Origin of the sequence: Xanthomonas sp. SHU 199 (genome assembly GCF_000364665.1) — a bacterium.
GTDB lineage: Bacteria > Pseudomonadota > Gammaproteobacteria > Xanthomonadales > Xanthomonadaceae > Xanthomonas_A > Xanthomonas_A sontii.
Map to the genome: position 1 here is coordinate 1 of NZ_AQOI01000829.1, position 18,254 is coordinate 18,254.

Annotated in this window: 16 protein-coding genes and 1 pseudogene; 15 read left to right on the forward strand and 2 right to left on the reverse strand. The window is 69.2% G+C overall.

The window, feature by feature from the left end; all coding sequences use genetic code 11:
- The 7 genes and pseudogenes from D183_RS0122690 to recO all read left to right on the forward strand — a co-directional run.
- Window positions 1–1,282: DegQ family serine endoprotease (locus D183_RS0122690; RefSeq protein WP_017911021.1), on the forward strand; the 1,282-nt coding region annotated here is incomplete at its 5' end.
- A 173-nt stretch (window positions 1,283–1,455) separates the two neighbouring features.
- Window positions 1,456–3,246: a translation elongation factor 4 gene (gene lepA, locus D183_RS0122695; protein WP_017911022.1), complete on the forward strand. Its 1,791-nt coding sequence runs from the start codon at window positions 1,456–1,458 to the stop codon at window positions 3,244–3,246.
- A gap of 101 nt (window positions 3,247–3,347) precedes the next feature.
- Window positions 3,348–4,148 (forward strand): signal peptidase I, encoded by an 801-nt coding sequence (gene lepB / locus D183_RS0122700; RefSeq protein WP_010340595.1) that lies wholly within the window; start codon window positions 3,348–3,350, stop codon window positions 4,146–4,148.
- 20 nt (window positions 4,149–4,168) lie between these two features.
- Entirely contained in the window at window positions 4,169–4,546 is a 378-nt protein-coding gene (locus tag D183_RS0122705; protein WP_017911023.1) for a DUF4845 domain-containing protein, read from the forward strand.
- Entirely contained in the window at window positions 4,536–5,216 is a 681-nt protein-coding gene (rnc, locus tag D183_RS0122710; protein WP_026143959.1) for a ribonuclease III, read from the forward strand. Before D183_RS0122705 ends, rnc begins: the two co-directional genes overlap by 11 nt.
- Window positions 5,213–6,118, forward strand: a complete 906-nt coding sequence (era, locus tag D183_RS0122715) for a GTPase Era (RefSeq protein ID WP_010340598.1) — start codon at window positions 5,213–5,215, stop codon at window positions 6,116–6,118. Before rnc ends, era begins: the two co-directional genes overlap by 4 nt.
- A gap of 232 nt (window positions 6,119–6,350) precedes the next feature.
- Window positions 6,351–7,067 (forward strand): annotated as a pseudogene (gene recO / locus D183_RS0122720) (DNA repair protein RecO); the annotation flags it as partial.
- 492 nt (window positions 7,068–7,559) lie between these two features.
- Here recO and D183_RS0122725 read toward each other — a convergent pair.
- Both D183_RS0122725 and D183_RS0122730 read right to left on the reverse strand, forming a co-directional pair.
- On the reverse strand, window positions 7,560–9,737 hold the full coding sequence (locus D183_RS0122725) for a TonB-dependent siderophore receptor (protein ID WP_232757340.1): 2,178 nt from the start codon (window positions 9,735–9,737) through the stop codon (window positions 7,560–7,562).
- Between the two features lie 307 nt (window positions 9,738–10,044).
- On the reverse strand, window positions 10,045–10,761 hold the full coding sequence (locus tag D183_RS0122730) for a response regulator transcription factor (protein ID WP_026144765.1): 717 nt from the start codon (window positions 10,759–10,761) through the stop codon (window positions 10,045–10,047).
- Window positions 10,762–10,905: 144 nt separating this feature from the next.
- On the opposite strand from D183_RS0122730, the gene rlmD reads away from it, so the two are divergent.
- The 8 genes from rlmD (at window position 10,906) to D183_RS0122770 (ending at window position 18,017) form a co-directional block, all read left to right on the forward strand.
- Complete coding sequence (gene rlmD / locus D183_RS0122735) at window positions 10,906–12,252, forward strand: 23S rRNA (uracil(1939)-C(5))-methyltransferase RlmD (RefSeq protein ID WP_017911028.1); 1,347 nt, start codon at window positions 10,906–10,908, stop codon at window positions 12,250–12,252.
- 69 nt (window positions 12,253–12,321) lie between these two features.
- On the forward strand, window positions 12,322–12,846 hold the full coding sequence (locus tag D183_RS0122740; RefSeq protein WP_017911029.1) for a CYTH domain-containing protein: 525 nt from the start codon (window positions 12,322–12,324) through the stop codon (window positions 12,844–12,846).
- A gap of 124 nt (window positions 12,847–12,970) precedes the next feature.
- A complete protein-coding gene (locus D183_RS0122745) occupies window positions 12,971–13,645 on the forward strand; it encodes a DsbA family oxidoreductase (RefSeq protein ID WP_017911030.1) in 675 nt (224 codons plus the stop codon).
- 326 nt (window positions 13,646–13,971) lie between these two features.
- The gene (gene nagZ / locus D183_RS0122750; RefSeq protein WP_017911031.1) at window positions 13,972–14,979 is read left to right on the forward strand and encodes a beta-N-acetylhexosaminidase; all 1,008 of its coding nucleotides are present in this window, start codon (window positions 13,972–13,974) and stop codon (window positions 14,977–14,979) included.
- Window positions 14,979–15,533 (forward strand): hypoxanthine-guanine phosphoribosyltransferase, encoded by a 555-nt coding sequence (locus D183_RS0122755; RefSeq protein ID WP_017911032.1) that lies wholly within the window; start codon window positions 14,979–14,981, stop codon window positions 15,531–15,533. Before nagZ ends, D183_RS0122755 begins: the two co-directional genes overlap by 1 nt.
- 96 nt (window positions 15,534–15,629) lie before the next feature.
- Window positions 15,630–16,376 (forward strand): S-methyl-5'-thioinosine phosphorylase, encoded by a 747-nt coding sequence (locus tag D183_RS0122760; RefSeq protein WP_010342285.1) that lies wholly within the window; start codon window positions 15,630–15,632, stop codon window positions 16,374–16,376.
- A gap of 88 nt (window positions 16,377–16,464) precedes the next feature.
- Window positions 16,465–16,671 (forward strand): transcription antiterminator/RNA stability regulator CspE, encoded by a 207-nt coding sequence (cspE, locus tag D183_RS0122765; RefSeq protein WP_003488188.1) that lies wholly within the window; start codon window positions 16,465–16,467, stop codon window positions 16,669–16,671.
- A gap of 95 nt (window positions 16,672–16,766) precedes the next feature.
- Entirely contained in the window at window positions 16,767–18,017 is a 1,251-nt protein-coding gene (locus D183_RS0122770; RefSeq protein ID WP_026144766.1) for an FAD-dependent oxidoreductase, read from the forward strand.
- Window positions 18,018–18,254: the final 237 nt, after the last annotated feature.

Consider the following 18,254-nt stretch of genomic DNA (forward strand, 5'->3'; position numbering starts at 1 on the left):
CCAGATGCCCGAGTTCTTCCGCCGCTTCTTCGGTCCGGACGGCATGCCGGGCATGCCCGGGCAGCCGCGCGGCGGCCGCGGCGCGCCGGACGACGACGATGGCGCGCCCGCCGGCCGTTCGATGGGCTCGGGCTTCATCATCTCGCCCGACGGCTACGTGCTGACCAACCACCACGTGGTCGATGGCGCCAGCGAGGTCAAGGTCAAGCTCACCGACCGCCGCGAGTTCACCGCCAAGGTGGTCGGCAGCGACCAGCAGTACGACGTGGCGCTGCTGAAGATCGACGGCAAGAACCTGCCGACGGTGCGCATCGGCGACTCCAACCTGCTCAAGCCCGGCCAGTGGGTGGTGGCGATCGGTTCGCCGTTCGGCCTGGACCACTCGGTCACCGCCGGCATCGTCAGCGCCACCGGCCGCAGCAACCCCTACGCCGACCAGCGCTACGTGCCGTTCATCCAGACCGACGTGGCGATCAACCAGGGCAACTCCGGCGGCCCGCTGCTCAACACCCGCGGCGAGGTGGTCGGCATCAACTCGCAGATCTTCTCCGCCTCCGGCGGCTACATGGGCATCAGCTTCGCGATCCCGATCGACCTGGCGATGAGCGCGGTCGAGCAGATCAAGAAGACCGGCAAGGTCACCCGTGCCCAGCTCGGGGTCATGGTCGGCGCCATCGATTCGCTGAAGGCGCAGGGCCTGGGCCTGCCGGACACCCGCGGCGCGCTGGTCAACCAACTGGTGCAGGGTAGCCCGGCGGCCAAGGCCGGGCTGGAAGTGGGCGACGTGATCCGCACGGTCAACGGCACCGAGATCGGCGCCTCCAGCGACCTGCCGCCGATGATCGGCGCGATGCAGCCGGGCGCCAAGGTGCGCCTGGGCATCCTGCGCGACGGCAAGCCGCGCGAGCTGACCGTGCAGCTGACCGCGCTGGCCGACGACACCCAGGCCAGTGCCGGCCCGGCGGTCGGCGACAACGCCGCCCCGGCCACCGGCGCCAACGCACTGCTCGGCATCGACGTGGCCGACCTGGACGCGGCCACCCGCCAGCAGTTGGGCCTGGAGCCGGGCAAGGGCGTGCGCATCACCGCGGTCACCGGCCGCGCCGCGCGCGAGGCGCAACTGGTGCCGGGCATGGTGATCCTACAGGTCGGGCGCGCCCCGGTCGGCAGCGTGGCCGCCCTGAACCAGCAGTTGAGCGGCTACAAGAAGGGCGACGTGGTGATGCTGCTGATCCGCGTCCGCGACACCACCAGCTTCGTCGCGGTGCGCGCCGGCGGCTGATCCCGCGCGCCCGGCGGAGGCCGGGCGCCATCCCGGGTGCCGATCCAGACGGGTCGGCCCCCCGGGGCAGGGGCGAATCCGGCGGCCGTCACCAGCGGCCGCCGGCCATGCGATAATGGCCCGTTATCCTGACGACGGTCCTGGCCGCCGCCCACCTCATGTCCTCTGATTCGATGCGGAACATCCGCAACTTCTCCATCATCGCCCACGTCGACCACGGCAAATCGACCCTGGCCGATCGCATCATCCAGCTCTGCGGCGGCCTGCAGGCGCGCGAGATGGAAGCCCAGGTGCTCGACTCCAACCCGATCGAGCGCGAACGCGGCATCACCATCAAGGCCCAGTCCGTGTCGCTGCCGTACACCGCGCAGGACGGGCAGGTCTACCACCTGAACTTCATCGACACCCCCGGCCACGTCGACTTCTCCTACGAGGTCAGCCGCTCGCTGGCCGCCTGCGAGGGCGCGCTGCTGGTGGTCGACGCGGCGCAGGGCGTGGAAGCGCAGTCGGTGGCCAACTGCTACACCGCGGTGGAGCAGGGCCTGGAAGTGGTGCCGGTTCTGAACAAGATCGACCTGCCCACCGCCGACATCGACCGCGCCAAGGCCGAGATCGAGGCGGTGATCGGCATCGACGCCACCGACGCCGTGCCGGTCAGCGCCAAGACCGGGCTGAACGTGCGCGACGTGCTGGAGGCGATCGTGCACCGCATCCCGCCGCCGGTGCCGCGCGACACCGACAAGCTGCAGGCGCTGATCATCGATTCCTGGTTCGACAACTACCTGGGCGTGGTCTCGCTGGTGCGGGTGATGCAGGGCGAGATCAAGGCCGGCGACAAGCTGCTGGTGATGTCCACCGGCCGCACCCACCAGGTCGACAACGTCGGCGTGTTCACGCCCAAGCGCAAGGTGCTGCCGGCACTGCGCGCGGGCGAGGTGGGCTGGGTCACGGCCAGCATCAAGGACGTGCACGGCGCGCCGGTCGGCGACACCCTGACCCTGGCCGGCGACCCGGCGAGCAAGCCGTTGCCGGGCTTCCAGGAAATGCAGCCGCGCGTGTTCGCCGGCCTGTTCCCGGTCGATGCCGAGGACTACACCAACCTGCGCGAGGCGCTGGACAAGCTGCGCCTGAACGACGCGGCGCTGCGTTTCGAGCCGGAAAGCTCCGAGGCGATGGGCTTCGGCTTCCGCTGCGGCTTCCTCGGCATGCTGCACATGGAAATCGTGCAGGAGCGCCTGGAGCGCGAGTACAACCTGGACCTGATCAGCACCGCGCCGACCGTGGTCTACGAGGTGCTGAAGACCGACGGCAGCATCATCAGCATGGACAACCCGGCCAAGCTGCCGCCGGTGAACATGGTCGAGGAGATCCGCGAGCCGATCATCCGCGCCAACATCCTCACCCCCGAGGAATACATCGGCAACATCATCAAGCTGTGCGAGGAAAAGCGCGGCAGCCAGATCGGCATCAACTACCTGGGCAGCCAGGTGCAGATCAGCTACGAACTGCCGATGGCCGAGGTGGTGCTGGACTTCTTCGACAAGCTCAAGTCGGTCAGCCGCGGCTACGCCTCGCTGGACTACCACTTCGTGCGCTTCGACGCCGGCCCGTTCGTGCGCGTGGACGTGCTGATCAATGGCGACAAGGTCGATGCGCTGTCGCTGATCGCGCACCGCAGTCACGCCGACCGCCGCGGCCGCGAACTGTGCGAGAAGATGAAGGACCTGATCCCGCGGCAGATGTTCGACGTGGCGATCCAGGCCGCGATCGGCTCGCAGATCATCGCCCGCACCACGGTCAAGGCGATGCGCAAGAACGTGCTGGCCAAGTGCTATGGTGGCGACGTTTCGCGCAAGAAGAAGCTGTTGGAAAAGCAGAAGGAAGGCAAGAAGCGCATGAAGCAGGTCGGCCGCGTGGAAATCCCGCAGGAAGCCTTCCTGGCCGTGCTGCAGATGGACAAGTAGCTGGGAGTCGTGAATAGGGAATGGGGAATCGAAAGAGCGCCTGCTCTTGCCTTCCCGATTCCCCGTTCTCCATTCCCGATTCCCATTCCGAAGGAATAAGAATGAAATGGTTTGAAATCGCGCTGGTGGTCCTGACCTTCGCCACCGGCATCATCACCCTGCTGGACAAGCTGTTCTTCGCCAAGCGCCGCGCCGCGCGCGCCGGCCTGCTCGACAGCGAGCCGGTGATCGTCGACTACTCGCGGGCGTTCTTCCCGGTGCTGGCGGTGGTGCTGATCCTGCGCAGCTTCATCGCCGAGCCGTACAAGATCCCGTCCAGCTCGATGATGCCGAATCTGCTGGTCGGCGATTTCATCCTGGTCAACAAGTTCTCCTATGGCTTCCGCCTGCCGATCACCAACCAGAAGATCATTCCGGTCGGCGAGCCCAAGCGCGGCGACGTGGTGGTGTTCAAGCCGCCGCACAAGCCGGACGAGAACTGGATCAAGCGCGTGATCGGCCTGCCGGGCGATCGCATCGGCTTCCACGGCGACACCCTGTACATCAACGGCACGCCGATGAAGTACAAGGTCATGGGCGAGTACGTCGGCAAGGGCAAGGGCGCGGAAATGACCGGTGCCACGCTGCTCACCGAGTACCTGCCCGGCCGCACCCACACCGAGCTGGAGTGGATCGACCGCAACAATCCGGCCGGCCAGGGCGACTGGGTGGTGCCGCCGGGCAAGTACTTCGTGATGGGCGATAATCGCGACAACAGCGAGGACAGCCGGTTCTGGACCCAGACCCATTTCCTGCCCGAAGAGAACCTGCGCGGCAAGGCGTTCCTGATCTGGCTCAATTGCGAAGGCTGGTTTTGCAGCGGCAGTTTCGATCCGTCGCGGATCGGGACGACCATTCAGTGACTTGCGTGAGGGGAAGCGCGATGAAGCACAAGCAAAGTGGCATGACCTTGACCTCGTTCGTGATCGTGCTGGCGGTGGTCGGATTCTTCGTCTACATCGGTATGAAGCTGTTCCCGATGTACATGGAGTTCTACGCCGTCCGCTCGGCGATGAAAGGCGTAGCGACAGAGGCGGGTAGCGCCGAGATGGACCCGGCGCAGGCCAAGGCCTCGCTTTTCCGCCGCCTCGATATCAATTATTCGGATACCGTGACACCCGGCGACGTCACCTTCGAGCGCACCGACACCGGCGTGAAGATGCACGTGGCCTACGAAGTGCGCCGCCCGCTGATCGCCAATCTGGACGTGGTCGGCAAGTTCGACGCCACCCAGGACCTGACGACGCGTGGTGGCCAGTAAGACCATCCTGCGCGGTGACCGCATCGGTCACCGCTTCGCCGAGCCGCAGTTGCTGGCACAGGCGCTGACCCATCGCAGCGCCGGCGCGCCGCACAACGAACGCCTGGAATTCCTCGGCGACGGCATCGTCAACCTGCTGATCGCCGAGGCGCTGTACCAGCGCTGGCCCAAGGCCGACGAAGGCGCGCTGACCCGCGCCCGCGCCGAACTGGTGCGCGAGGCTTCGCTGGCCGCGATCGGCCGGCAACTGGAACTGGGCGAACGCCTGACCCTGGGGCCGGGCGAGATGAAGTCCGGCGGCCATCGCCGCGACTCGATCCTGGCCGATGCGGTGGAGGCCGTGGTCGCGGCGATCTACCTGGACGCCGGCTTCGAGACCTGCCGCGCCACCATCCTGCCCTGGTTCGAGGCCGCGCTGGCGGCGCTGCCGGTGGGCAAGGTGGAGAAGGACGCCAAGACCCGCCTGCAGGAATGGCTGCAGGCCCGGCAGCGGACCTTGCCGGCCTACGAACTGATCAGCGAGACCGGCGACGACCACGCCAAGCTATTCCGGGTACGCTGCGTACTCGCCGAGCCCGCCCTGGTGACCGAGGGCGAGGGCACCTCGCGGCGCCTGGCCGAGCAGCAGGCCGCCGCCGCCGCCATCGAGCAACTGGATTCGAGCAAGTGAACGAACAAGCCACTCCCCCTTACCGCAGCGGCAGCGTGGCCGTGATCGGCCGCCCCAATGTGGGCAAGTCCACCCTGACCAACGCCCTGGTGGGCGCCAAGGTCAGCATCGTCTCCAATCGGCCGCAGACCACCCGACACCGGCTGCTGGGCATCGCCAGCTTCCCGGCCGGCCAGTTGCTGCTGGTCGATACCCCCGGCCTGCACCGCGAGCAGAAGCGTGCCATGAACCGGGTGATGAACCGCGCCGCGCGCGGCTCCCTGGAAGGCGTGGACGCCGGCCTGCTGGTCATCGAGGCCGGGCGCTGGGACGAGGAGGACACGCTGGCGTTCAACGTGCTCAGCGACGCCGGCATCCCGGTGGTGCTGGTGGTCAACAAGGTCGACCGGCTCAAGGACAAGACCGCGCTGCTGCCGTTCCTGCAGCAGGTCAGCGAGGGCCGCAGCTTCGCCGCGGTGCATCCGATCTCCGCGCTCAAGCGCAAGGGCCTGGAGGCGCTGGTGCGCGACCTGCTGGCATTGGTGCCGGAAGCGCCGCCGATGTTCGGCGAGGACGAGATCACCGACCGCAGCCAACGCTTCCTGGCCGGCGAACTGGTGCGCGAGCAGTTGATGCGCCAGCTCGGCGAGGAACTGCCGTACGCGACCACCGTGGAGATCGAACGCTTCGCCGAGGACGGCGCCTTGCTGCGCATCGGCGCGGTGATCTGGGTCGAGCGCGAAGGCCAGAAGGCGATCGTGATCGGCAAGGGCGGTACCCGCCTGAAGGACATCGGCGCCAAGGCCCGCCAGCAGATGGAGCGCCTGTTCGGCGCCAAGGTGTTCCTGGAGACCTGGGTCCGCGTGCGCGAGGGCTGGTCCGACGACGAGGCGGCGCTGAAGGCGTTTGGCTACGGGGAATAAAGCCGGGAATGGTGAATCGGGAATCGGGAATCGGATTCCCGCGCCTCCCGGACAATCATGGTGTGCGTAGGGGCGGCTTCAGCCACGTGCGCTCCCTCCGGTAACGCCCGTCGCGGCTGAAGCCGCTTCTACACGACGCTGGCTCTTTCCGATCGTTGGACGATGATGCGGCCAGGGACGGCCTGCTGTTCCATTCCCTATTCCCCACTCCCCATTCCCAGCCTTTGCAGCCTTGATCGAGCACGAACCCGGTTTCGTCCTGCACGCCCGGCCCTGGCGCGAGACCAGCCTGCTGGTGGAGGTGCTGAGCGTGCATCACGGCCGGCTCGGCGTGCTGGCGCGCGGCGTGCACGGGCCGAAGAAGCAGGCCTTGCGCGCGGCATTGCAGCCGCTGCAGTCGATCCGCTTCAGCGCGCAGCGCCGCGGCGAACTGGCGCAACTGCGCGAGGCCGAGGCGATGGATGCGGCGCCGCGGCTGAGCGGCGAGGCGATGCTGGCCGGCTTCTACATCAACGAACTGACCCTGCGTCTGGCGCCGCGCGACGATCCGGCGCCGGACCTGTATCTGGCGTACGCGCGGGTGCGCGCGCGGCTGGCCGCCGAAGCGCCGCTGGCCTGGTCGCTGCGCTGCTTCGAGCGCGACCTGCTGGAGGCGCTGGGCGTGGGATTCGACCTGCGTCACGACGGCGACGGCGACCCGATCGACCCGGCCGCGCGCTACGTGCTCGACGCCGAGCACGGGCCACGCCGGCTGCTGAGCGACCGCGGCCACGATCAGCGCAGCGGCATGGCCACCGGGCGCGCCCTGCTGGCGCTGGCCGACGATACCGAACCGGCTGCCGAGGATCTGCCCGGCCTGCGCCGCGGCATGCGTGTGGTGCTGCTGCACCACCTCGGCGGGCGCGGCCTGAAATCCTGGGAAATGGTCGAGGACCTGGCGCGGCAGCGCAGCGCCAGCGCCGCGGGCATCGCGCCGGCGGTCGCCGATCCCGAACCGCCGCAGGACGATCCGCCGGGATCGGATGCACCCGGCGTCGCCGCAATGCCGGCGTCGGAAGCGCCCGCGGCGACATCGGAGCCGGACGCCGAGCCGGATGCGCAGCGCGATCCGATGTCGACATCCACACCGGAAGCGCCGCCGCGGTCGCCGCCTTCCGCGGCGTCGTGAGTGCGGCGGATCGACGGCGCGAGCGCTGCCGCCACGCGGACACCCGAGTGAGCTGCGTTCGTCACACGCCCAACCGGATGCGGCTTGCTCCGTAGAAGCGGTTCTTGTTCGCCCTTGCGGGCTCAGCGGCGACGGGCTTTCCCGGTAACGCCTTCGCGGCTGGAGCCGCGCCTGCGGTCGCTTCCGTCACGACCACAGACCTCCACGCCGCCGCGCAGCGCCGCCGCCCGTCGCCGCCGTCGCCACGCGGGGCCACGGCAGCGGCAGGCGCACTCAGCGCCAATCGATCCGCAGGCTCAGCGCCGCATTGCGTGCCTCGCCCAGCGTGTGCTGGTTCCAGTAGGTGCGATCGAACAGGTTGTTGATGTTGCCTGTCAGCAACGCGTCGTAGCCGCCCAGCGTGGTGGCGTACTGGAAGCCGGCCGCGGCGACGGTATGCCCGGGGATGAGCACGCGATTCTGATCCTCGTAGTAGGCATCGCCGGAGTAGCGCACGTTGCCGTGCAGGCTCAGGCCGCGCACGCCCGGCACGCGCCAGGTGGCATTGGCCAGCAGTTGCCGGCGTGCAGCGCCGGCCGGGCGGTTGCCGCGCAGGGCCGCGTTGTCCGGCGACAGATCCTCCAGCCGCGGGTCCATCCACAGTCCGCCGACGCCCACTTCCAGATCCTCGGTCACGCCGACGCTACCGATCACTTCCAGCCCGCGATACAGGGTCAGGCCGTCCTGGGTCAGGTAGCGCAGGCCGTCGCGGTAGGCGTCGATCTGCGCGCCGCGCTCGATGCGGAACGCGGCGGTGGTCAGCGCGAAGCGCCCGCTCTGCAGCTTGGCGCCCAGTTCGTACTGCTTGCTCACCGTCGGCGTCAGCACGCTGCCGGCGTTGGCATAGGCGGGCAGCGCATCGGTGCCGACGCGGCTGCCGGGCTCCAGCGCCTCCACGTAGCTGGCGTAGAGCGACACGTCGTCGACGGGCTTGTAGATCAGCGCCACGGTCGGGGTCGTCACCGAGGTGCGGTAGCCGCTGTCCACCGACGCGTCGCCATCCAGATCGCGTTGCTGGTAATCCACGTGGCGCGCGCCGAGGATGGCGCGCCAGTGGTCGCCGAACTGCAGGGTGTCGCTGACGAACACCGCCTTCTGGCGCAGGTCCGCGCTGACCGGCGCCAGGCTGTAGTCCGGTCGGCGGGTGGGGCGGAAGGACTGCGGGCGATACAGGTTGCCGTCGAAGTCGTTGCTCCAGTAGAACGCCTTGCTCCACTGGTCCCAACTGCGCTGCACCGAGGCACCGAACACCAACGCGTGCGTCACCGGGCCGGTATCGACGCGGCCGTTGACCAGCAGCTGCACCACGCTGTTGCGCAGCACCGCACCGAAGTCGTAGGCGAAACCGGCGTAGTCGCCCGCTTCGTTCAGCAGATTGGCGAACATCTTGTGCGACGTGTGCCGGCGGCGGCTGCCGCCCAGGCTCAGCGCCGCACTCCAGCGCTCGTCGATGCGCCAGTTCAGGCCGGTGGTCGCGTGCAGCAGGGCGGTCTCGTAGTAGGCCCCATCGACGCGGATCTTGTCGTAGTCGCTGGTGGGGCGGGGCAGACGGGTGCCCTGGTAGGCGTCCCAATAGAAGTACAGCGGCTCGTGCTCGAGCGTGTTGCGCTCGTGCACCAGTTCGGCATGCCAGGTCAGGCCCTCGACGATCGGTTGCTCGACCGCAAGAGCGATCGTCTTGCGGTCGATGCCCGCGCCGTTGTACGCGTCGCCGCGTTCGATGCCGGCGTTGAGCCGGTAGCCGAAGGAGTCGGCGCCGTCGGCACGGCCGCCCGCATCCACCTGCGCCGAGAACACGCTGTCGTTGCGGTAGCCAACCGTGGTGGCCAGCAGTGGCGTGTCGGTAGGGCGCTTGGTCTGGTAGCTGACGATGCCGCCCGGTGCGCCGAAGCCGTACATGAAGCCGCCCAGGCCCTTCAGCGCCTGCACCGATTGCACCGCTTCCAGCGGGAACTCGCCGCCCCATTCCATCAGCATTGGCACGCCGTCCACGTAGAAATTGCGCACGCCGATGCCGCGGATCTGCGTGCCCCACCAGTTGGTGGTGGCCGGCGGCTCGGCCGCGAACACCGATGGATCGTTGATGAAGATCTGCCCCAGCGTGGTGGCCTGGCGCCGCGCGATCTCGGGTTCTTCGATCAGGCTCACCGAGAACGGCGTATCCAGCAAGCGCGACGTGCCCAGCGCGCCGACCGCCGCATCCTGCTGCAGGTCCAGGCTGAGCCGCTGGCCTTTGACCATGACCGTGTCCAGTTGCGTGGCCTCGGCCGATGACCCGGCATCGCGGGTGCCGTCACTGGCGGTGTCCTGGGCGCTGGCCGAGGTGGACGCGGCGGCCACGAGAGCGGCCAGCAGCGCGCGGGCGAGCACGCCCATGGCCGGCGCTGGCCGGTGGAATGACGTCTGAAACATGAGAAGGCCCCTGTTGCGTGTAGTGAACGGACGGGGCGATGGCTGGTCCGCAGATGTCGTCGGGGCGTTAATTTATTCGAGAACGAATCTTATTTGCAAGTTTCGCTGTGTGGCGAGCGCCATGCGGACGCCGTCGTTGTCGTCACCGTCGCGAGACCGGATCGTGACCGCACGGGGAAGGGCGGCTACCGGCCGGGATCGCCAGGGCAACGCTCGAGAAGCGCGGGTTGCGGCAGGTGGCGCCGCACGCCGACGCGTGGGAAGTGACTGGGAGCCATCCCCAATCTCCAATCCCCAATCCCGGCCTTCAGTGCAACAACGCCGCCACCGCCTCGCTGAACTGGTGGCGGGCCTGCGAAGAGGCCGGGTCGCCATGCAACTGGCGCACGGCCCGCGCCAGGCGGGCGGCGCCGACGAAGCCGCAGCTGGCCTGCAGCCGGTGCAGGTGGCTGCGCACGGCCTGGTCGTCGCTGAGTTGCAGGGCCGAGGCCACCGCATCGCGGGTGCCGGGCAGCTCGGCCAGGAACAGTTCGCGCAATGCGATCAGGTGCGCGCGCTCGCCGTTGAGCGCGGCCAGCGCGGTGGTCTCGTCCCAGTCCAGGGTCGGTTCGGCGGTCCCGGCGGTGCCGCCGAGGCGGCCGCGCGCGAGCAGCCGGCGCACCGATTGCAGCAGCCGTTCGGTGCTGAGCGGTTTCAGCAGCACGTCGGCGAACCCGGCGTCGAGCAACTGCGCGCGGACCGTGGCGCTGGTGTCGGCGGTATGCGCCAGCCCCAGGGTGCCGGGGCGTTGCCGCTGCAACTGGCACAGCAAATCGCTGCCGCTGCCGTCGGGCAGGTTGGCGTCGATCAGCCACAGGTCGTGCGCCTGCGTCTGCGCGCGGGCGAGGGCGCTGGCGACGGAGTCGGCCAGGTCCACCTGGGCCGGCAGCGCCTGCAGCGTCGCGTCGAAGAAAGCGCGGCTGATCGGGTCGTCTTCGACGAGCAGCAGTCGCGTTACCGGGTCCTGGTTCGATGCCATGCTGATGCCTCCATGCGGCGTGGTCGCATCCCGCGCGGTGGCGCGCGTGCGTGCGCCACTTTGCCTCGCCGGCGCGGCAATCGCAAGCCGGTCCCGGCCCGGCCCATCTGCGACAATAGCCGCCCTTTTCCGCCCGCAGCCTGTTGCCACGTGGCCCGATCCAGAAACCGTCTCGACCGCACGCCCTTCCAGACCGACATCGCCGACCTCAGCCACGACGGTCGCGGCGTCGCCCGCCGCGAGGGCGACAAGGTCGCCTTCGTCGCCGGCGCGCTGCCCGGCGAGACCGTCCTGGCCGAACCCACCGCGCGCAACCGCCACTTCGACGAGGCGCGCACCGTGCAGGTGCTGCAGGCCTCGCCGCAGCGGGTGACGCCGCGCTGCCCGCATTTCGGAGTCTGCGCCGGCTGCGTGCTGCAGCACCTGGCCGAGGACCAGCAGATCGTCGCCAAGCAGCGGGTGCTGACCGAGAACCTGGAGCGCATCGGCCACGTGACCCCGCAGGCGGTGCTGCCGGCGTTGACCGGCGCGCCCTGGGGCTATCGGCGCAAGGGCCGCTTCTCGGTTAGGCGGGTGGAAAAGAAGGACAAGACCCTGGTCGGGTTCCGCGAGCAGGATCCGCGTTTCGTCGCCGACCTGTCGGTCTGCCACACGGTGATCCCGCAGATCGGCTTCAAGGTGACCGCGCTGGCGGACCTGGTGGAGAGTCTGGACGGCAAGCGCGACATCCCGCAGATCGAGTTCATCGCCGGCGACGCCGCGGTGGCGCTGACCTTCCGCCACATGCAGCCGCTGAGCGCGCGCGACCAGGATGCGCTGATCGCCTTCGCCCAGGAGCACGACTTCGCCATCTTCCTGCAGCCCGGTGGCGTGGACAGCGTGCACCCGCTGTATCCGCAGGAGGTGCCGCTGTCGTTCCGGCTGCCGCAATGGGACGTGGAACTGGCGTTCCGGCCGCTGGACTTCATCCAGGTCAATGCCGCGCTCAACGAGAAGATGATCGCGCACGCGCTGGCGCTGCTCGATGCGCAGCCCGACGACCGCGTGCTGGACCTGTTCTGCGGCCTGGGCAACTTCACCCTGCCGCTGGCGCGCACCGTGCGCGAGGTGGTCGGCGTGGAAGGCGACGCCGGGCTGGTGGCGCGCGCGCGGGACAACGCGCAGCGCAACGGCCTGGACAATGCCCAGTTCTTCGCCGCCGATCTGACCCAGGACCAGCGCCAGGCGCCGTGGATGCGCCAGGGCTTCGACAAGCTGCTGCTGGACCCGCCGCGTTCCGGCGCGCTGGAGGTGCTGCAGCAACTGCCGCTGAAACAGTTCCAGCGCATCGTCTACGTCAGCTGCCATCCCGGCTCGCTGGCGCGCGACGCCGGCTACCTGGTCAACGAACAGGGCTTCGTGCTCAAGGCCGCCGGCGCGATGGACATGTTCCCGCACACCGCGCATGTGGAGAGCATTGCGGTGTTCGAAAAGCCGGGAATGGGGAATCGGGATTAGGGATTCGTCACAGCGGCTGCGCGCGCGGTTTAAGCTTTTTCCATTCTCCTTTCCCCATTCCCGATTCCCATGGCCATCGAAATCGAACGCAAATTCCTCGTCATCGGCGACGGCTGGCGCGCGGCGGCGCATGCGGTGATGCCGATGGCGCAGGGCTATCTCAACGACCAGGCGGCGCTGGCCAGCGGGGCGCAGAAGGCGTCGGTGCGGGTGCGGGTGCAGGGCGAGGCCGCGTTCCTCAACCTCAAGTCGCGCGAGCTCGGGCATACCCGCCAGGAGTTCGAGTATCCGATCCCGCCGGACGATGCGCGCGCGCTGCTGGCGCTGTGCGTGGGCGGCCTGATCGACAAGCGTCGGCATCTCGTGCAGTACCAGGGCCACCTCTGGGAAGTGGACGAGTTCCTCGGCGACAACGCCGGGCTGGTGGTCGCCGAGATCGAGCTGGACAGCGCCGACGAGGCGTTCGCCACGCCGGACTGGCTCGGCGCCGAAGTCACCGACGATCCGCGGTACTACAACGTGGCGCTGGCGACGTGTCCATTCTGCGAATGGCAGGGATTGGGGAGTGGGGATTCGGGATTGGCAAAAGCGTAAAGCCAAACGCCGCACGCGACCCGCTTTTGCGAATCCCCAATCCCGAATCCCGAATCCCCAATCCCGGCTTCTCGCGGCGATCGGGCTTATGCTTTTGCGACTCCCCAATCTTCAATCCCCGCTCATGCGCATCGATATCTGGTCCGACGTGGTCTGCCCCTGGTGCTGGATCGGCAAGCGCCGGTTACAGCAAGGTCTTGCGTCGCTCGGCGCGGACGCGCCGGCGCTGGAGATCCACTGGCATCCATATCAGCTGGATCCGGATGCCGGCACCGAGCCGGTGCCGTTGCGCGAGGCCTATGCGGCCAAGTTCGGCGGTGCGGCGCGCACCGAGCAGATCCTGGCGCAGACCCAGGCCACCGCGCGCGCCGAAGGCCTGCCGTTCGATTTCGGTCGCGGCCAGGTGCGGGTGACCACGCTGCCCGCACACCGGCTGCTGTGGCTGGCCGCGCGCGAGGGCGACGTGGACGCGGTCGCCGAGGCGCTGTTCCATGCGCACTTCGCCGAGGGCCGCAACCTGGCCGATCCGCAGACGCTGTGCGATGCCGGCGCCGCAGGTGGGTTGTCGGCGCCGCGGGTGCAGGCGCTGCTGGCCGGCGGCGAGGGACTGGACGAGATCGAGGCGGAACTGCGGCAGGCGCAGGCCATGGGCATCCGCGCGGTACCCACCTACGTCATCGATGGCCGCCAGGCGCTGCAGGGCGCGCAGCCACCGGAGGTGTTCGCCGCCACCGTGCGCGGTTTGCTGGCCGACGCCCAGGCGGGCCGCGATTGCGGTCCGGACGGCTGCGCGGTCTAGGACGTCGCGCGCTGTACGTTGGGCTTCCCGCGCCGCGTGCGGCGCGCCAGACAGCGTCGCAGGAGGCGAGGGGCTTCCCGCGGTGATGCGCAGGCGTCCTGCTGATGCCCATGCCGGTTCGCCGTGGACGTGTCCCGCATCCCGCGCGCGCCAGCCACGGCAGCCAGGCAACGGGCCGCAAGGCCGCCTTGCGCGCGCCTCAACTCGGACGCGTTCATTACCGAGACGTGTCAGCTGGCAGCGGCGCGACCTGCCGCCGACGCCGGCATCTGCGACAATGCCGACCCACAGGCGCCTGAACCGCGCCGGCAGGAGGAATTCCCCGCATGCTCGCGATCGGCGTTGCCGGTACCGAACTCACCGCGCAGGAACGCGACTGGCTGCAGCACGATGCGGTGGCCGGCGTGGTCCTGTTCAAACGCAATTTCGCCTCGCGCACGCAGGTGACCGAGTTGAGCGCGGCGATCCGCGCCGCCACGCCGCGGCCGCTGCTGCTCTGCGTGGACCAGGAAGGCGGGCGCGTGCAGCGCTTCCGCGAGGGCTACAGCGCATTGCCGCCGCTGCAGGATTTCGGCGCGCTGTACGCGCGCGATCCGGCCGCTGCGCTGGAGATGGCCGAGCAGCACGCCTGGCTGATGGCCAGCGAGATTCGCGCCAGCGGCATCGACCTCAGCTTCGCCCCGGTGCTGGACCTGGCCCGCGGCAACCGCGCCATCGGCGACCGCGCCTTCAGCGACGATCCGCAGGTGGTCGCGGCCTTCGCCGCGGCCTATGTGCGCGGCATGCACAGCGTCGGCATGGGCGCCACCCTCAAGCATTTCCCCGGCCATGGCACCGTGCTCGAGGACACCCACGTCGACGACGCCGAGGACCCGCGTTCGCTGGACACCCTGCGCCAGGAAGACCTGGTGCCGTTCGCCGCCGGCATCACCGCCGGCGCCGATGCGGTGATGATGGCGCACGTGGTCTACCCGCAGGTGGCGCCGGAACCGGCCGGCTACTCGCCGCGCTGGATCCAGCAGATCCTGCGCCAGGAGCTGGGCTTCCGTGGCGTGGTGTTCTCCGACGACATCGGCATGGCCGCCTCGTTCACCGCCGGCGGCGTCGCCGCGCGGGTCACTGCGCACCTGGACGCCGGCTGCGACGTGGTCCTGGTCTGCCACCCGGAACTGGTCGAAGACTCGCTGCAGGCCGTGCGCGACCGCCCGCTCAACACCGCCGCGCTGCTCGGCCTGATCGGCCGCGGCGGCCTTGGCTGGGACGGCCTGCTGGCCGACGCCCGCTACGGCCACACCCAATCCCATCTGCTCTCCACCTTCGGAAAAACCGCCTGATGTCCACTCTCACCATCGCCCAGGCCCTGGCCCAGGCCGACCTGCTGGTCGATCGCACCCGCATCGACCAGGCCATCGCCCAGATGGCCGACGCCATCGCCGCCGACTACCGCGGCGAAACCCCTGTCTACCTGACCATCATGCACGGCGCGCTGCCGTTCGCCGGCCAGCTGGCGCTGGAACTGGGCTGCCGCGGCCAGGACCTGCAGCTGGACTACCTGCACGCCACCCGCTACCGCGGCGAGACCGTCGGCGGCGAACTGGTGTGGAAGCACCGCCCGGCCACCGCGCTGTACGGCCGCCGCGTGCTGTTGCTCGACGACATCCTCGACGAAGGCCTGACCCTGAAGGCAGTGCGCGAGTGGTGCCTGGAGCAGGGCGCCACCGACGTGCGCATCGCCGCGCTGACGGTCAAGCGCCACGACCGCTGCGTGCCCGGGGTCAGTGCCGACTATGTCGGCGTCGAAGTGCCGGACCGCTACGTGTTCGGCTTCGGCATGGACGTCAACGAAGCCCTGCGCAACCTGCCGGCGATCTACGCGATGAAGGAGTAAGCGGGGCAGGCGAGCCAGCCTCGCCTCCGTCGCTGAAGTTTCCCGCTGCCGGCGCGCGTCGCCGGCGCAGGCGTTCCCTTTCGTTCGAGGATCCGCATGGACAACATCGCACTGGCCGTCATCGGCGGCACCGGCGTCTACAAGCTCGCACAGCTGGACGACGTGCAGACCCACGAGGTCGAGACGCGCTACGGCGCGCCTTCCGGCCCGGTGCGGGTCGGCACGTTGCTTGGCCACCGCGTCGCCTTCCTGGCCCGCCACGGCGAAGGCCATTCGCTGCCGCCGCACAAGATCAACTACCGCGCCAACCTTGCTGCGCTGCAGCAGATCGGCGCCACGCGCGTGCTCGCGTTGAACACGGTGGGCGGCATCACCGAGCGCTTCGGCCCGCGCGTGCTGGCCTGCCCGGACCAGTTGATCGACTACACCTGGGGGCGCATCTCCACCCTGTGCGAAGAGCCGGGCAGCGAGGTGTTGCACGTGGATTTCGGTCATCCGTATTCGCCGCTGCTGCGCAGCAAGATCCTCGCCGCCGCGCGCGTCACCGGCACCGCGCTTGTGGACGGTGGCTGCTACGCCGCCACGCAGGGGCCGCGCCTGGAAACCATCGCCGAGATCGCGCGGCTGCGCCGCGACGGTTGCGACCTGGTCGGCATGACCGGCATGCCCGAAGCCGGGTTGGCGCGCGAGCTGGGCCTGGACTACGCCTGCCTGGCGATCGTGGCGAACTGGGCGGCCGGCTGCGGCGACGCCGAGGAAATCACCCTGGCCGAGGTGCTGGCCAATGTCGAGGCGGCCTCGGTCGGGCTGCCGGAGCTGGTGGGGGAACTGGCGCGCGGGTGATTGTCTTCGTTGCGCAAGCTTTGCATACTCCGCCGGTGCGGCTGCCGCACAACCACCACCCATTCACTGCAAAAGGTCTCGCATCACCATGCCGAACGGTACCGTCAAGTGGTTCAACGACGCCAAGGGATTTGGTTTTATTTCTCCGGAAGACGGTAGCGCCGATGTGTTCGCGCACTTCTCCGCGATCAACTCCAAGGGCTTCCGCAGCCTGCAGGAAGGACAGCGTGTCAGCTACGACGTGACCCAGGGTCCGAAGGGCGCGCAAGCCTCGAATATCACGCCGGTCGAGTAAGCGCGCGCGTTGACTCGGTTGTGCCTTGAACCCCGCTTCGGCGGGGTTTTTTATGGGAGACGCCGTGGTGTCGGCGTCGGCAGGCGGTGCAGGCAATGACGCAAGGATTGCAGATCGGGATCGTGGGGTATGGCACCGCAGGCCAGGCACTGGCGCTGCTGCTGGCGCGCGACGGGCACCGCGTGCAGGTGTTCGAGCTCGCCGCCGAGCCCGGGCCGGTCGGCGCCGGTTTCCTGCTGCAGCCGACCGGCCTGCAGGTGCTGTGGCGGATCGGCCTGCTCGAGCAGGCCCTGGCCTACGGCGCGCCGGTGCACCGCCTGTACGGCGAGACCCCGTGCGGGCGCGCGGTGATGGACATGCGCTACCGCGACCTGGAGGCGCGCCTGTTCGGGCTGGGCATGCAGCGCGGCGCCTTGTTCGCCCTGTTGGCGCAGGCCTGGGACGGCTACGCCACGCTGCAGCGCGATACGCGCATCGTCGCCATCGACGACACGCTGCGCCGGGTGCAGGACCAGCACGGCCGCTGGCACGGGCCGTTCGACCTGGTGATCGCCAGCGACGGCTCGGCCTCGGCGCTGCGCGCGCAGGTGCAGGCGACGCGGCTGGACCGGATGTATCCGTGGGGCGCGCTGTGGTGCCTGCTGCCGCGCGGCGACTGGGCCTTCCCCGACGAACTGCGCCAGCGCTACGTGGCCGCGCGCAAGATGATCGGCCTGCTGCCGGTGGGCACCCGCCCAGGCGATGCCGAGCCCCGGGTGAGTTTCTTCTGGAGCCTGCCGACCGCCGAGTTCGATGCCTGGCAGGCGCGCGGTGTGCAGCCGTGGCTGGAGGAGATCGCGCAGCTGTGGCCGCAGGCGCGCGAACGCCTGGCGCAGATCGACGCACCGGCGCAACTGGCGCGGGCCAGCTACCGCGATGCGGTGCAGCGGCACTGGTACCGCGGCCGCCTGGTGCTGGCCGGCGACGCGGCGCATGCGATGAGCCCGCAACTGGGGCAGGGCGTCAACATGGCGCTGATGGATGCCTGGGCATTGAGTGAGAGCCTGCGCACCGCGCCGGACATTGACGCGGCGCTGGCGCGCTACCAGGCGCAGCGCCAGGCGCACGTGGCGGTGTACCAGTTCTGGAGCCGCTGGCTGACCCCGCTGTTCCAGTCCGAGCGCGACCTGATGGCGCGGCTGCGCGACGTGGGCATGTTGCCGGCCGGGCGCATGCCAGGGGGCCGCGGACACATGCTGCGCGTGCTCAGCGGCACTCAGCACGGCTGGTTCGGCAAGCTGCCGCTGGCGCCGGAGTTTCTCGAAGCGTTGCAGGACGCGGTGGCGCGACGCGTGGCGCTGCCGTAGGCGGCGAGATCGCGGACGCAGGTGGACGCGGGCTTGGGTGATTCGTCGTGGCGACGGCGCGTGCAGAGCGCAACGCGGCGAGCGCGGTCCGACGGCGATGTTCTGTGTTTGCACTTGCAACATTGTCGTGCCGCGATTCGCCAATCTTGTGTGAGAGGGGCTTCAGCCCCGACACCCTTCAGTTGGTCGCGTCGGGACTGAAGTCCCTGCCACATTAGGGCAGTGCACTTGTTGCTT

Bases quoted from the DNA above. Each gene is read 5' to 3' on its own strand.
- lepA (WP_017911022.1), top strand. From the start codon at position 1,456: ATGCGGAACATCCGCAACTTCTCCATCATCGCCCACGTCGACCACGGC.
- lepB (WP_010340595.1), top strand. From the start codon at position 3,348: ATGAAATGGTTTGAAATCGCGCTGGTGGTCCTGACCTTCGCCACCGGC.
- D183_RS0122705 (WP_017911023.1), top strand. From the start codon at position 4,169: ATGAAGCACAAGCAAAGTGGCATGACCTTGACCTCGTTCGTGATCGTG.
- D183_RS0122725 (WP_232757340.1), bottom strand. From the start codon at position 9,737: ATGTTTCAGACGTCATTCCACCGGCCAGCGCCGGCCATGGGCGTGCTC.
- D183_RS0122740 (WP_017911029.1), top strand. From the start codon at position 12,322: ATGGCCATCGAAATCGAACGCAAATTCCTCGTCATCGGCGACGGCTGG.
- D183_RS0122745 (WP_017911030.1), top strand. From the start codon at position 12,971: ATGCGCATCGATATCTGGTCCGACGTGGTCTGCCCCTGGTGCTGGATC.
- nagZ (WP_017911031.1), top strand. From the start codon at position 13,972: ATGCTCGCGATCGGCGTTGCCGGTACCGAACTCACCGCGCAGGAACGC.
- D183_RS0122755 (WP_017911032.1), top strand. From the start codon at position 14,979: ATGTCCACTCTCACCATCGCCCAGGCCCTGGCCCAGGCCGACCTGCTG.
- D183_RS0122760 (WP_010342285.1), top strand. From the start codon at position 15,630: ATGGACAACATCGCACTGGCCGTCATCGGCGGCACCGGCGTCTACAAG.
- cspE (WP_003488188.1), top strand. From the start codon at position 16,465: ATGCCGAACGGTACCGTCAAGTGGTTCAACGACGCCAAGGGATTTGGT.
- D183_RS0122770 (WP_026144766.1), top strand. From the start codon at position 16,767: ATGACGCAAGGATTGCAGATCGGGATCGTGGGGTATGGCACCGCAGGC.